The sequence below is a fragment of the Bradyrhizobium sp. 62 genome (assembly GCF_023073035.1).
Lineage (GTDB): Bacteria > Pseudomonadota > Alphaproteobacteria > Rhizobiales > Xanthobacteraceae > Bradyrhizobium.
The window spans coordinates 20,397-34,712 of record NZ_JADPIT010000020.1 but is presented as its reverse complement, the minus strand read 5'-3'; the positions used below and the strand labels follow the sequence as shown (position 1 = coordinate 34,712).

Sequence of the window (14,316 nt, the reverse complement as noted above, 5' to 3'; positions counted from 1 at the left end):
CCGGTCAAGCCGGGTGACGACAGCGGAGAGTGCCGCTCGCAATGACGGGGAGAGAGACCGCGTTACACGGTCAGTCCGCGCTGCCCTGCGAGTTCCTTCAGCGACACCTGCGGACGCGCGCCGATGTGCTGGATCACTTCGGCGGCTGCGAGCGCGCCGAGCTCGCCGCACTGCTTGTGGGACAGGTTGCGCGCCAGGCCATACAGGAAGCCGGCAGCGAAGAGGTCGCCGGCGCCGGTGGTGTCCACGAGTTTCGCGATCGGAGACGCCGGCGCTGCGACTGCATCAGTTGGCGTGACCACCACGCAGCCCTTTTCGCTGCGGGTCACCACGCCGAGATTGACGTCGTTGCGCAACTGCTTGAGCGCGGTGTCGAAATCGGAGGTCTGGTAGAGCGAATGCAGCTCGGACTCGTTGGCGAACACGATATCGACGGTGCCGTTGCGCATCAGCCCCAGGAACTCGTCGCGATAACGATCGACGCAGAAGGAATCCGACAATGTCAGCGCCACCTTGCGCTTGGCATCATGGGCGATCTTGGCCGCCTTGACGAAGGCGTCCTTGGCGTTCTTGGGGTCCCAGAGATAGCCCTCGAGGTAAACGATGCCGGCCGCGGCGATCTCGGCCGGGTCGATGTCGGCGGGCGACAGGTCCTGCGCGGCGCCGAGATAGGTGTTCATGGTGCGCTCGCCGTCATCGGTCACCAGGATGTAGGAGCAGCCGGTTGCAGGGCCGTCCTTCGCCGCGGGCGTGTTGAAGGCGACGCCGGCCGCGCGGATGTCGTGGACGTAGAGTTTCCCGATCTGGTCGTCCTTGACCTTGCCGACATAGGCGGCGCGCGCCCCGAGGCTGCCGATGCCGACGATGGTGTTGGCTGCCGAACCGCCGGAAACTTCCGTCGCCGGGCCCATGTCCTTGTAGATGGTGGCGGCCCGCGCCTCGTCGATCAGGGACATGCTGCCCTTGGTCATGCCGTGCTTGCCCAGAAAGGCTTCATCGGTCTTGACCAACACGTCGAACAGCGCGTTGCCGATGCCGAGAACGTCATATTTCACGTCAGCCATTCACCTTGATCCTGTTTGGCGGATTGCGATACCCGCGGAAATACGCTTCCTGTCGGTCTGAAATCTGGTTCGCGGCCTATCACGACCGGCCCTTCGCGGGCAAGCAACGGTATTATGCAGTTCCGATGATCCGCTCCTTCCTGACCGTCTCGACGGGGACACTGGCTTCACGGCTGCTGGGCTTTGCACGCGATTCCCTGATCGCGGCGCTGCTCGGCACCGGCGTCGTGGCTGACGCGTTTCTGGCGGCATTTCAGCTCGTCAATGTGGTGCGGCGCCTGCTCAGCGAGGGCGCCCTGAATGCAGCGTTGATCCCAGCCTGGCTGCGCGTTCGTGACGGCGAAGGCGAGGCGGCTGCGGCGGCGTTCGCCGGACGCGTGCTGGGTACGGTCAGCGCGGGCCTGATCGCAATCTCGATCGTGATTGCGCTTCTGATGCCGCTGATCGTCATGATCATCGCGCCGGGCTTCGTCGGCAGCGCATCGCTCGATCTCGCCGTCCAGAATGCGCGGCTGATGCTGCCTTATCTCGCCTTCGCGGGACCCGTCACGGTGCTGATGGGCCTGCTCAACGCGCAGGGGCGCTTTGCACTCACCGCCTTCTCGCCGCTGCTGTTCAACATCGCCCTGATCGCCGCGATCACGGCACTCCTGCTGGGGCACGCCGATGCAACCTTCGCCGCGTGGATGCTGGCGGCCACCGTCGGCATCGCCGGCCTGTTACAGCTCCTGATGCTGCTGTCGCAGCGAAGCGCGCGGCTGGCGACACCGCTGCGCGTGAGCTTCGACAAGGACATGCGCGGGTTCTTCGCCAAGGCGATTCCGGGCATGATCGCGAGCTCCGGCCCGCAATGGCTGATGGTTGCCGGCGCGATCATCGCCTCCGCCACGCCCGCCGCGGTCTCCTGGCTCTATTTCGCCAACCGCCTGATCGAGCTGCCGCTCGGTATTGTCGGGGTCGCCATGGGCACGGTGCTGGTGCCGGAGCTGACGCGCGCGGTGAGGAGCGGTGACCGCGACGCGGTTGCCTATGCGGAATCGCGTGCGCTGGAACTCGCGACCGGGCTGGCATTGCCGGCGACGCTCGGCCTGATCGTGCTGGCCGAGCCGATCGTGCGGCTGCTGTTTGAACACGGCGCCTTTGGCGCGGAGGACAGCGCGGCCACGGCGCATGCACTGATGTGGCTGGCGCTGGGACTGCCGGCGCATGTGCTGATCAAGGCGTTGTCCCCGGCCTATTTTGCCCGCAGCGACACGATGACGCCGCTGCTGGCGACCGCGAAAGGGTTCGTGGTCGCGGTCGCGCTCGCGATCCTGCTCGGTCACTTCTTCGGCGCGAGCGGGATCGCCGCCAGCATTGCCGCCGGCGCCTGGAGCAGTGCGATCTCGCTGCTCCGGAAAGGCAACAGTGAATTCGGCTTCTCGGTCGATGCCGCCGCCCGCAACCGGCTGCCGCGAATCGTGCTCGCCGCGCTCGCCATGGGCGGCCTGCTGTGGCTGACCGCGGGTCTCTTGCCTGCACAGGCCCATGGGTTCATCCGCTTCATTGCGCTGGGCTCACAGATCGCCGCCGGAATCATCGTCTATGGCTTGCTCCTGCAAATCCTCGGCGTCGCGTCCTGGCGCGAGGCCGCCGGTGCCTTGAAGCGCCCCGCCCAGCCCGATCCCGGCGCCTGAGTTTAGCGAAATTCCCTTGACGGGGCAGCGTCGCTGTTGGAAACGACGCCCCGTATCTTGCAGGGAAGCTGCCATGGCATTCGTTGAACGGGTTTTTTCGGGCGTCCAGCCGACGGGCAATCTGCACCTCGGCAATTATCTCGGCGCGATCGTCAACTTCGTGAAGATGCAGGAAACCCACAACTGCATCTATTGCGTCGTCGACATGCACGCGATCACGCAGGGCGTGGACGTCTGGGGTGGACCGGTCGAGCTCGCGCGCAACACCCGCGAGGTCACCGCGGCGTTCATCGCCAGCGGCATCGATCCGAGCAAGCACATCGTGTTCAACCAGAGCCAGGTCTCGGGCCACGCCGAGCTCGCCTGGATCTTCAACTGCGTCGCGCGCATGGGCTGGCTGGGCCGCATGACCCAGTTCAAGGAGAAGGCCGGCAAGGACCGCGAGAATGCGTCCGTCGGTCTGTTCGACTATCCCGTGCTGATGGCGGCCGACATTCTGCTCTACCGCGCCACCCACGTGCCGGTCGGCGAGGACCAGAAGCAGCATCTCGAGCTGTCGCGCGACATTGCGCAGAAGTTCAACAATGACTTCGGCGACTCGATCCGCAACCTCGGCGCCAATGACGGCCTGTTCTTCCCGCTCCCGGAACCCTTGATCACGGGCCCCGCGACGCGCGTCATGAGCTTGCGCGACGGCACCAAGAAGATGTCGAAATCGGACGCGTCGGATAATTCGCGCATCAATCTGACCGACGACGCCGACACCATCGCGCAGAAGGTGCGCAAGGCCAAGACCGATCCGGAGCCGCTGCCGACCGAAGAGAAGGGTCTGGAAGCGCGCCCCGAGGCCGACAATCTCGTCGGCATCTTCGCCGCGCTCTCCGGCCGCTCCAAGGCTGACGTGCTCAGGGATTTCGGCGGCGGCCAGTTCTCCAGCTTCAAGAACGCGCTGGTGGATTTGTGTGTCACCAAACTCGCGCCGATCGCCGGCGAGATGAAGCGCCTCGTCGCCGACCCCGGCCATATCGACGCGATCCTGAACGACGGCGCCGACCGCGCGCGTGCGATCGCCGACGAGACCATGAAGCTCTCGAAGGACATCGTCGGCTTCATTCGCCGGCGCTGAGGCGCGTTCGCGAAACCGCGGCCGACGTCACGGCGCCGGCTGCTTCTGCTCTCCCCAAGCACGACGGAGTGTGGCAGCATGTCAGCCGTGCACATTCCGGGACATGCATGACCAGCAAGCGACTTTGCTTCGAGCCGGGTCACAAGCCCAAATGCCTCGTCATCGTCGACGACACCGCCGAATGGGATCGCGCGGTCTATTACGCCAGCCGCTGGGCGATCCGCGCCGGCGGCGGCGTGGTGATGCTCCGCATCATCGAGCCTGAGCAGCAGAGCCAGGAATGGCTTGGAGTTGCGGACATCATGCGCGCCGAGGCGCAGGAGGCGGCAGAAGCCGCGCTCGACCGTGCCGCCGGCCGCGCCAACGGCATCGCCGCGATCACGCCGGAACGGGTGATCCGCGAAGGCGCCGCAATGGAACAGCTGCTGGCGGTGATCGACGAGGACCCCGACATCGCCATGCTGGTGCTCGCCGCGAATCCCGGCGCGGAAGGCCCGGGGCCATTGGTCAACCTGCTCGCGCACGCGCTGGGCACGTTCCCGGTGCCGGTGACGGTCATTTCCGGCGCGCTGAGCGACCAGAGCGTGGATTCGCTGTCCTAGACTGCTGCTCTTTCGCCTCGCCTCGTTGGCCGGGAGAGGGATAAGCGGGCACCCTAACCCGCTGATTTAACAGGTGAACGGCGAACTTACCCCTTGACCGTGCGTTCGCCGTCGCCATCTGCTAGTGGATAGAGCACGCGCCGGCCTTGAACCGGCGACGTCTGGAGAAAACCATGTTCATTCAAACCGAAGCCACCCCCAATCCCGCCACGCTGAAGTTCATTCCCGGCCGCGTCGTGGTCGACGGCGGTCCGATGGAATTTGCGAGCCGCGAATCGGCCGCACGCTCGCCGCTTGCCGAAAAGCTGTTCGAGGTCCCCGGTGTCACAGGCGTGTTCTACGGATCGGACTTCATCACCGTGACCAAGGCGAACGGTGAATGGCAGCAGCTCAAGCCCGCGATCCTCGGCGCCATCATGGAGCACTACATGTCCGGCGCGCCGCTGCTCGCCGACGGTGCCGCCGCGAGCGATTCCGATCTCGACGACGAGGACGAATTCTTCGACGAGGCCGATGCCGAGACGGTCGACATGATCAAGGATCTGATCGAGACCCGCGTGCGGCCGGCGGTCGCCAATGACGGCGGCGACATCACTTTCCGCGGCTTCAAGGACGGTATCGTCTATCTCAACATGAAGGGCTCCTGCGCCGGCTGCCCGTCGTCGACCGCGACGCTCCAGCACGGCATCCAGAACCTGCTCAAGCACTTCGTCCCCGACGTGGTCGAAGTCCGGCCGATGTAAGCGAGCTGCCTTAGGGCGGCCAAAAGCGAGCGTGCCCACCATGTCCGACGAGGTCTGACCGGGCACGCGGTATTCACGTTCTTGTAGCGCAAAGACGTGGATGGCCGGGACAAGCCCGGCCATGATGGCAAGAACATTGGGCATCATGCGATTGCCAATGCTATGATCGCCTTATGCTGATCCTTGCCATCGATACCGCGCTGGAAGCGTGCGCGGTCGCCGTTCTCGACACCGATTCCGGCCAGCTCCTCGCACAGGAGCAGCTTCTGATGAAGCGCGGCCACGCCGAAGCGCTGATGCCGATGATCGCGCGCGTGATGCAGTCAGCCAATCTCGCCTTCACCGCGCTGGACCGCGTCGCGGTCACCATGGGCCCCGGAAGTTTCACCGGCCTGCGTGTCGGCATTTCGGCGGCTCGCGGCCTTGCGCTTGCTGCGAAGCGGCCCGCCGTCGGCCTGACCACCTTGTCGGCCTATGCCGCCGCCGTCGTCGGCCAGAGCGGAGCGGCGCCGGTGATCTCGGCGATCGACGCGCGGCATGATCACGTCTACTTCCAGATCGTGGCTGGTGACGGCAGCCAGCTGGTACGGCCAGCCGTCGCTCCCATCGACGAAGCGATCGCGGCGTCGCAATTCGGCGCGCCGCATCTGGTCGGCAATGCCGCGAAGATCCTCGCCGAGCGCTGGCCGAAAGATGTGCCGCAGCCGGTCGCGGTCGACGCGCAGCCCGCGCCTGACATCGGCTGGGTCGCATGGCTTGGCGCCGCGGCCGATCCCGCGACAAATCCGGCGCGGCCGTTCTACCTGCGAGCGCCCGACGCAAAGCCGTCCACACAACTGCCGCTTGCAGCACAAGCCGCAAGCTCATGATGAGATGGTTCTCGGAATGGTGGCGCGGCGATACGGCCGTCGTCGAGCCGGCTGTCGCGCGCGACGTCGCACGGCTCGCGCAACTCCACGGCGCCTCGTTCGCACGCGGTTGGGGCGAAGGCGAGTTCGAGAGCATGCTCAGCGAGCGCAACACGCTGGTGCATCGGTTGCGCCTCGGCCGCAAGACCGTGGGCTTCGCGGTGTCGCGGATCGGCGCGGACGAAGCGGAGATCCTCTCGATCGCGGTCGACCAGGCCCATCGCGGACGCGGCCTCTCTCGCACGTTGCTGATGACCCATCTCGGCCATCTGGCAGGCCGCGGCGTGCGCACAATATTTCTCGAAGTCGAGGAAAATAACCAGCCGGCGCGGCGGCTCTACGACCGAACCGGATTCATGGTGGTCGGACGCCGCGAACGCTACTATAAGCAGCCGAACGGGGAACAATTGAACGCACTTCTGATGCGACGTGACTTGTCGTAACATTGATGGCAGAAAGCGCCCCGTCAGGCGGACATCACATGACTGGTCTTAAACCTTCCCCCGCTTCCAAGGCATCCGGCATCGAGGCGCGCTGTGCCGCCACCGGCATGCGCATGACCGAGCAGCGCCGTGTCATCGCCCGCGTGCTCGCGGAGGCGGTCGATCATCCCGATGTCGAGGAACTGTATCGCCGTTGTGTCGCCGTCGACGACAAGATCTCGATCTCGACCGTGTATCGCACCGTCAAACTGTTCGAGGATGCGGGCATCATCGAGCGCCATGACTTCCGCGAAGGCCGCGCGCGCTACGAGCAGATGCGCGACAGCCATCACGACCACCTCATCAACCTGCGCGACGGCAAGGTGATCGAGTTCACCTCCGAGGAGATCGAGAAGCTCCAGGCGGAGATCGCCCGCAAGCTCGGTTACAAGCTGGTCGATCATCGGCTCGAGCTCTATTGCGTCCCGCTCGACGACGACAAACCCACAAGTTAAGTGGCCATCGATCTCGTCATCTTCGATTGCGACGGCGTGCTCGTGGACAGCGAGGTGATCTCCTGTCGCGCGCATGCGGATGTGCTGTCGAGGCACGGCTATCCGATCACATCGGAGCAGGTGCTGGTCCGCTTTCTCGGCGTATCCGAGAAAGACGCACGGCGAATGGTCGAACAGGAGATCGGCCGCAACCTTCCCGACGATCTCGAGAGCCAAGTGAATGCGGCGACGCTGCAATTCTATGCCAGCGATTTGCAGCCGATCACCCATGTGGCCGCAGCGATTGGCGCAATCGATTTGCCCAAATGCGTCGCATCGAGCGGCACGCCGGAGAAGATCCATCATGGCCTCACCTGCGCCGGTCTCTACGATCTGCTCGCTCCGAACATCTTTTCCGCGAGCCAGGTTGCGCGCGGCAAGCCCGCGCCCGATCTTTTTCTGTTCGCCGCCGCGCAGATGAAAGTCGCGCCGGAGCGGTGCCTCGTGATCGAGGACAGCGTCCCCGGGGTGACCGGCGCGCATGCCGCCGGGATGACCGTGCTCGGCTTTCACGGTGGCAGCCATTGCCCGCCGGGCCATGCTGAAAGGCTCCGGGCCGCCGGGGCCGGATTGACGTTCGACGATATGCGGCAGTTACCGGAGCTGGTCCGGCGGGTCGCGGCGGACACCCTTGCGGGCTGATTCAGGGCACTTTCTCAGGGCACTTGGCGACCGGGGCGCACGTGCGCCCCGAATCCATAGATTTTGGCGGGATTCCAGGCTCCCGCCGGCGGTCGCCCCGGATTGACAGCCCAAAGACCCCAATCGCTGGATTTCCGCGGCCCCAGCCTATATCTGAGGGCGGTCCTCCCACCTCAATTCCGGGTTCCATGACGCCGCCGCGCAAGCTGCACATCAAATCATATGGCTGCCAGATGAACGTCTACGATGCCCAGCGCATGGTGGACACGCTGGCCCCGGAAGGATTCGTGGAGACGGCAAGCGCTGATGACGCCGATCTCGTCATCCTCAACACCTGTCATATCCGCGAGAAGGCCTCGGAAAAGGTCTATTCGGAGCTCGGCCGCCTGCGCGTCGCCAAGGACGCCGCCGCGCGCGATGGGCGCACCATGCAGATCGCGGTCGCGGGCTGCGTGGCACAGGCCGAGGGCGAGGAGATCGTGCGCCGTGCACCCGCGGTCGATGTCGTCGTCGGTCCGCAGAGCTATCATCATTTGCCGCAGCTGTTGAAGCGCGCCGGCAATGAGGGCCGCGCCATCGAGACCGAATTCCCGGCTCAGGACAAGTTCGGCTTCCTCGCCCAACCCAAGCCCGGCGCGATCCGCGCCCGCGGCATTTCCGCTTTCGTCACGGTGCAGGAAGGCTGCGACAAGTTCTGCACCTTCTGCGTCGTGCCTTACACGCGCGGCTCGGAAGTCTCGCGGCCGGTGACAAAGATCGTCGACGACGTGAAGCGGCTCACCGAGAACGGCGTGCGCGAGCTCACGCTGATCGGACAGAACGTCAACGCCTATCACGGCGAGGGACCGGACGGAAAAAGCTGGCCGCTCGGCAGGCTGCTGGAGCACCTCGCGGCGCTCGCGGGCGTCGCGCGGCTGCGTTATTCGACCAGCCATCCGCGCGATGTCGATGACAGCTTGATTGCAGCCCATCGCGATCTCGGCGCGCTGATGCCCTTCGTGCACCTGCCGGTGCAGTCGGGCTCGGACCGGATTCTGGCCGCCATGAACCGGAAACATACCGCCGATGATTATCGGCGTGTCGTCGACCGTTTCCGGTCCGCACGCCAAGACATTGCTTTTTCATCAGATTTTATCGTCGGCTTCCCGGGCGAGAGCGAGCAAGATTTTCTCGCCACCCTCGCGCTCGTCACGCAAATCGGCTACGCTGCGGCATATTCGTTCAAATACTCCGCCCGGCCGGGAACGCCGGCCGCGGATATGCAGGAGACGGTGTCCCCTTCCGAGATGGACCAGCGATTGGAGCGGCTCCAGGAACTGATCGACAGCCAGCAATCGGCCTTCAACAAGGCTGCGATTGGCTCAACGGTCGATGTGCTGTTCGAGCGTCCGGCCCGCAAGGACGGCCAGATCGTCGGCCGCACCGCATTCCTCCAGCCCGCGCATGTGATGGCCTCGCCCGACATCATCGGACAAATCCTGCCGGTCCGGATCGACAGCCTTGAACGCTACAGCTTCCTCGGTGAGCTCGCCATGGCGCACGAGCCCGCTTTATCACCCATCGCCACTGGAGCCTGAACCCTTGCCCAAAAGCGCATCGGATTCGTCTTCTTCCATCGCTCCTAGCCGCAAATTTGACCGCGACATGCAGGTTCCGCCCGAGACCCAGGTCGTCATCGATTTCGATGACAACCGCGCCGCGTCCGCGCTAGTTGGCCCTTATGGCCAGCATTTGGCACAGATCGAACGGAGGCTCGGCGTCGTCGTCGATTCCAAGGGCAACCACATCACGATTGGCGGCTCGCGCGACGGCTGCGACGCCGCGCGCCGGGTGCTGGAGACGCTCTACGCCCAAGCCGTGAAGGGACAGGATCTCGACCAGGGCGAGGTCGAGGGCGCGATCCGTGCCGTGATCGCGCAGGGCTCGCTGTTCGAGTTCGACGCCAAGTCGGCCAAATCCACCTTCGACAGCATCAATCTGCGCAAGCGCCCGGTGCGTGCGCGCACGGCGGCGCAGGATTCCTACATCCGCGCGCTGAAGCGCCACGAGTTGGTGTTCGGCATCGGCCCCGCCGGCACCGGCAAGACCTGGCTCGCGGTCGCGCATGCCGCGCAGCTGTTCGAGCGCAAGGAAGTCGACAAGATCATCCTGTCGCGCCCGGCGGTGGAAGCCGGCGAGCGGCTCGGCTTTTTGCCCGGCGATCTCCGCGAGAAGGTCGATCCTTATCTTCGCCCGATCTACGACGCGCTCTATGACCTGATGGACGCGCGCATTGTCGAGCGCGCGCTGCAGACCGGCGAGATCGAGATCGCGCCACTCGCCTTCATGCGCGGTCGCACGCTCACCAACGCGGCCATCATCCTGGACGAGGCGCAGAACACCACGTCGATGCAGATGAAGATGTTTTTGACCCGCCTTGGCGAAAACAGCCGCATGATCGTCACCGGCGATCCCTCGCAGATCGACTTGCCGAACGGCCAGACCTCGGGCCTCGCCGAGGCGACGCGCCTGCTGAGCGGCGTCGAAGGCATTGCGCAAGTTCATTTCAAGGCCGAAGACGTGATCCGCCACGAGCTCGTGGCGCGGATCGTCTCCGCCTACGAAGGGTCGCCGCAGCGGCCGGCCGCCGGTAAATCCTGACGAGGCAGCAACCGGACCATATGGGCGCGGACACGGCGCCCCTTCGTTCGGAACAAGGACAATGTCACACCCCAACCTTCCCATCACCGAGGTCCTCGTCGTCGCCGATTGCTGGCAGCGGGAGCCCGAATCCGAAGCCGTGATCCAGCGCGCCGTGGCGGCCGCCGCCGAGAATGTCGACGAAGACGTTGCGGAGGCGGAAGTGGCGGTAATGCTGACCGATGATGCCGGCATCCGCACGCTGAACAGCAACTGGCGCGGCATCGACAAGCCGACCAACGTGCTGTCGTTTCCCGCGCTGCAGCCGGAAGGCGACTGGAAGCCAGGCGATGCGCCGCGCATGCTGGGCGACATTGCGATCGCCTACGAGACCATGCGGCGTGAGGCGGATGAGGAACAAAAACCGTTCGATCATCATTTGAGCCATCTCGCCGTGCACGGTTTCCTGCATCTGGTCGGCTACGACCACGAAAACGAAGACGACGCCGAGGAAATGGAAGCGCTCGAACGAGAGATCCTGGCTCATCTCGGCATTCCCGACCCCTATGCCGACCGCCCAGGGACGCATTGAGATGCCGGATTCCGACCCGATTCAGGACAATCCGCGCAACACGGCCAATTTACCGGTCGTGGTGACCTCAGGCGAGGTGATGCGCCCGACCGCCGATGGCTGGCTGCTGCGCGCCATCCGGACGTTGTTCGGCTGGAAGGCGGGTTCGGTGCGCGACGACCTCCAGGTCGTGCTCGACGCCACGACGCCCGACGACACCGGCTTCTCGACGGTCGAGCGCACCATGCTGCGCAACATCCTCGGCCTGCACGAGCGTCGGATCGCCGACGTCATGGTGCATCGCGCCGACATCGTCGCGGTGAAGCGCGACATCCCGCTTGGCGAGTTGATGGACCGCTTCGAGAGCGCCGGCCATTCGCGCCTTGTGGTCTACAACGAGACGCTCGACGATCCCGTCGGCATCGTCCATATCCGCGATCTGCTCGCCTTCATGACCGCGCGTGCGCGCGTGTCGGGGGTCATGAAAACCAAGCGCAAGAAACCGCTGCCGGCCGGGCTCGATCTGCGTACGGTCGATCTCGCGCTGCCGCTCGAAGAAGCGCGCATCATCCGCAAGCTGCTCTACGTGCCGCCGTCGATGCGGGCGATCGACCTGCTCGCGCAGATGCAGGCCACTCGCATCCATCTGGCGCTGGTGGTCGACGAATATGGCGGCAGCGACGGGCTGGTCTCGCTCGAGGACATCGTCGAGCAGATCGTCGGCGAGATCGACGACGAGCATGACAGCGACGAGCCGCCCTCGATCGTGCGGCTGCCCGACAACGCCTTCATCGCGGACGCCCGCGCCAGCCTCGACGACGTCCGCACCGTGATCGGCGAGGACTTCGTCACCGGGGAGGCCGGCGAGGAAGTGGAGACGCTGGGCGGCTATCTCGTCAGCTTCGTCGGGCGCCTGCCGGTGCGCGGCGAGGTGATCTCGGGCCCCGGCCATTTCGAGATCGAGGTGCTCGATGCCGATCCGCGCCGGGTCAAGCGGCTGCGGATCTCGACGCGAAAGGAGCGCCCCGCGCCGCGCACCCAGCGCGAGAGCCGGCGCCGCGAGGCTGCGCCGGATGGCAGCCAGCCGACGCCCAGCGACACGCCCAACCCGCCGCCCAGCGACGGGACCGGTCCGCAGTGAGCGCTTTCCAGCGATTTCGCCAGATCGCGCTTGCCATCATCCTGACCTGGGGATGGAAGCGCGCGCTCGTCGCGATGGCTGCTGGTGCGCTCTCGGTGCTGGCGCTGGCGCCGTTCAACGCCTTCCCGGTGCTGTTCATCACTTTCCCGGTGCTGGTCTGGCTGATCGACGGCGCCGGCGCCGGACGATATGGCGGCGTCCCCGCCGCGGCGCTGACCGGTTACTGGTTTGGGCTCGGCTATTTCGTGCCCGGCCTCTACTGGATCGGCTACGCCTTCTTCGTCGATGCCGATGTGTTCGCCTGGCTGACGCCGTTCGCCGTCCTGGGCCTGCCGGCCTATCTGTCCATCTTCACGGCAATGGGCTTTGCGCTCGCCCGCCTGCTCTGGACCAAGAACGCCACGCGCGTGCTTGCGCTCGCGGCAAGTCTCACCATCACCGAATGGCTGCGCGGCCATGCGCTGACCGGCTTCCCCTGGAACGCGTTCGGCTATGCGCTGTCCGAGCCGCTGCCGCTGGCACAAACGGCGTCGCTGATCGGCCTGTGGGGCATGACGTTCCTGACGGTTGCGATCTTCGCGAGCCCCGCGGCGCTGATCGACCGCACGCCCGATCGCCGCCTGGCGTGGCGCGCACCGGCCGCAGCCCTGGCGCTCCTGCTTGTCATGGGTATCTTCGGCGCGATCCGCCTGTCGCTCCATCCGACCACGATGGTCGCCGGCACCAAATTGCGCCTGATGCAGCCGAATCTCCAGCAGGACGCGAAATTCAACTACGCCGCCAAGGCGGAGGTGATGAAGAAATATCTGGCCTTGTCGGACCGCGCCTCCGGGCCACCATCGACCGGCGTGCGCGATGCCACCATCCTGATCTGGCCGGAATCCGCCTTTCCGTTCTTCCTCACTCGCGAAGCCGACGCGATGGCGCAAATCGCGGAGCTTCTGCCCAAGGGCACGGTGCTGATCACGGGCTCGGTCCGCGCGCCCGACCTGCCGCGGGGCACGCCGATCACCCGCGCCTATAATTCGATCTACGTGATCGACCACGACGGCAGCGTGCTCTCTGTGTACGACAAGCTGCATTTGGTGCCGTTCGGCGAATTTCTTCCCTACCAGGGCCTGATGGAGAAGCTCGGTTTCGAGCAACTCACGCGTGTGCGCGGTGGCTTCATTCCCGGCACCGTGCGGCATGCGCTGGCGGTCCCCGGCGCGCCCTCCGCGCTGCCGCTGATCTGCTACGAGGCAATCTTTCCCGGCGAGGTGGCTGGACGCAATGAACGTCCGGGCTGGATCGTGAATCTCACCAATGACGGCTGGTTCGGAATCTCGACCGGCCCCTACCAACACCTCGAACAGGCGCGGATGCGCGCGATCGAGCTCGGATTGCCGCTGGTTCGCTCCGCCAATACCGGCGTTTCCGCAGTGATCGATCCGGTGGGACGCATCGTCGCCAGCCTCGGTCTCGGGATCGAAGGCATTTTGGATGCAAATCTGCCCGCCGCGATCCCGCCGACCATCTATGCGCGCGTGGGCGATGTACCCGCGGCCATGCTTGTCGCGCTTGCCGTGTTTTGGGCGGTCCGCCGACGTGTTGCCAAACGGCATCCCTGATCACGCCGCAGCCGAGGCCGATAACTTTTGACAACCGTAGTCCCACGGTTGACAGACTGCACGCGGCCTCCTCATTCTGCACCGGCTGCAAAAGACAGTGGGCATTGCTAAATTTCTCCGCAATGTTTTCCAATAACAGGGTCTGATTTTGACGTTGCTTACACCTGAGGCATTCCTGATTGCGCCGAAGGTGATGTTTGGAGGGCTGAGGAAATGTCGAAAGCGCCCAACCCTGTTGACAAATATGTCGGCAGTCGCGTGCGGATGCGCCGCATCATGTTGGGCATGAGCCAGGAAAAGCTCGGTGAAGCTTTGGGCCTGACGTTCCAACAAGTTCAGAAATACGAGAAGGGCACAAATCGGGTCGGCGCGAGCCGCATCCAGCAAATTGCCGAAATTCTCCAGGTGCCTGTGTCGTTCCTGTTCGAGGGCGGTCCGAGCGGCGTGGCGGGGCCGGACGGCTTCGCAGAAGGCGCATCGCCGTCTTACGTCTCGGATTTCCTCGCGACTTCCGAAGGACTCGCCTTGACCAAGGCGTTCACCCGAATCACCGATTCGAAGATGCGCCGCTCGATCGTCGATCTCGTCGAGCAGATCGCGGCCCGCGAAGGCCCCGACAAGCGCTGACGCGCCATCTC

Annotated in this window: 15 protein-coding genes; 14 read left to right on the top strand and 1 reads right to left on the bottom strand. The window is 65.1% G+C overall.

Going from position 1 to position 14,316, the window contains the following annotated elements:
* Positions 1-62: 62 nt before the first annotated feature.
* Complete coding sequence (locus IVB47_RS22945; RefSeq protein ID WP_247464520.1) at positions 63-1,064, bottom strand: adenosine kinase; 1,002 nt, start codon at positions 1,062-1,064, stop codon at positions 63-65.
* 125 nt (positions 1,065-1,189) lie between these two features.
* Here IVB47_RS22945 and murJ point away from each other — a divergent pair, with 125 nt between their 5' ends.
* From murJ to IVB47_RS22875, 14 genes are all read left to right on the top strand, one after another.
* On the top strand, positions 1,190-2,740 hold the full coding sequence (gene murJ, locus IVB47_RS22940) for a murein biosynthesis integral membrane protein MurJ (protein WP_247464518.1): 1,551 nt from the start codon (positions 1,190-1,192) through the stop codon (positions 2,738-2,740).
* Positions 2,741-2,813: 73 nt separating this feature from the next.
* Positions 2,814-3,866, top strand: a complete 1,053-nt coding sequence (gene trpS / locus IVB47_RS22935; RefSeq protein ID WP_247464515.1) for a tryptophan--tRNA ligase — start codon at positions 2,814-2,816, stop codon at positions 3,864-3,866.
* A 107-nt stretch (positions 3,867-3,973) separates the two neighbouring features.
* Positions 3,974-4,468, top strand: a complete 495-nt coding sequence (locus IVB47_RS22930; RefSeq protein ID WP_219678900.1) for a universal stress protein — start codon at positions 3,974-3,976, stop codon at positions 4,466-4,468.
* A 173-nt stretch (positions 4,469-4,641) separates the two neighbouring features.
* A complete protein-coding gene (locus IVB47_RS22925; RefSeq protein WP_247357442.1) occupies positions 4,642-5,211 on the top strand; it encodes a NifU family protein in 570 nt (189 codons plus the stop codon).
* A gap of 173 nt (positions 5,212-5,384) precedes the next feature.
* Positions 5,385-6,080, top strand: coding sequence for a tRNA (adenosine(37)-N6)-threonylcarbamoyltransferase complex dimerization subunit type 1 TsaB (gene tsaB / locus IVB47_RS22920; RefSeq protein WP_247285131.1), 696 nt, complete (start codon positions 5,385-5,387; stop codon positions 6,078-6,080).
* Positions 6,077-6,562 carry a ribosomal protein S18-alanine N-acetyltransferase gene (gene rimI, locus IVB47_RS22915; protein ID WP_247357440.1) on the top strand — a complete coding sequence of 162 codons (486 nt, stop codon included), beginning with the start codon at positions 6,077-6,079 and terminating at the stop codon, positions 6,560-6,562. Before tsaB ends, rimI begins: the two co-directional genes overlap by 4 nt.
* Before the next feature lie 38 nt (positions 6,563-6,600).
* Positions 6,601-7,056, top strand: coding sequence for a Fur family transcriptional regulator (locus IVB47_RS22910; protein ID WP_007598312.1), 456 nt, complete (start codon positions 6,601-6,603; stop codon positions 7,054-7,056).
* A complete protein-coding gene (locus tag IVB47_RS22905) occupies positions 7,057-7,737 on the top strand; it encodes an HAD family hydrolase (protein ID WP_018455809.1) in 681 nt (226 codons plus the stop codon).
* Between the two features lie 188 nt (positions 7,738-7,925).
* Positions 7,926-9,314: a tRNA (N6-isopentenyl adenosine(37)-C2)-methylthiotransferase MiaB gene (miaB, locus tag IVB47_RS22900; RefSeq protein ID WP_247426366.1), complete on the top strand. Its 1,389-nt coding sequence runs from the start codon at positions 7,926-7,928 to the stop codon at positions 9,312-9,314.
* A 4-nt stretch (positions 9,315-9,318) separates the two neighbouring features.
* Positions 9,319-10,377 (top strand): PhoH family protein, encoded by a 1,059-nt coding sequence (locus IVB47_RS22895; protein WP_081747794.1) that lies wholly within the window; start codon positions 9,319-9,321, stop codon positions 10,375-10,377.
* Positions 10,378-10,438: 61 nt separating this feature from the next.
* Complete coding sequence (gene ybeY / locus IVB47_RS22890) at positions 10,439-10,948, top strand: rRNA maturation RNase YbeY (RefSeq protein ID WP_018455806.1); 510 nt, start codon at positions 10,439-10,441, stop codon at positions 10,946-10,948.
* Position 10,949: 1 nt separating this feature from the next.
* The gene (locus IVB47_RS22885) at positions 10,950-12,068 is read left to right on the top strand and encodes a hemolysin family protein (RefSeq protein WP_247464512.1); all 1,119 of its coding nucleotides are present in this window, start codon (positions 10,950-10,952) and stop codon (positions 12,066-12,068) included.
* Positions 12,065-13,678: an apolipoprotein N-acyltransferase gene (gene lnt, locus IVB47_RS22880; protein ID WP_247464509.1), complete on the top strand. Its 1,614-nt coding sequence runs from the start codon at positions 12,065-12,067 to the stop codon at positions 13,676-13,678. The genes IVB47_RS22885 and lnt overlap by 4 nt, the downstream gene beginning before the upstream one ends.
* A gap of 213 nt (positions 13,679-13,891) precedes the next feature.
* Positions 13,892-14,305 carry a helix-turn-helix transcriptional regulator gene (locus IVB47_RS22875; protein ID WP_007598327.1) on the top strand — a complete coding sequence of 138 codons (414 nt, stop codon included), beginning with the start codon at positions 13,892-13,894 and terminating at the stop codon, positions 14,303-14,305.
* The last annotated feature ends 11 nt before the right edge of the window (positions 14,306-14,316 follow it).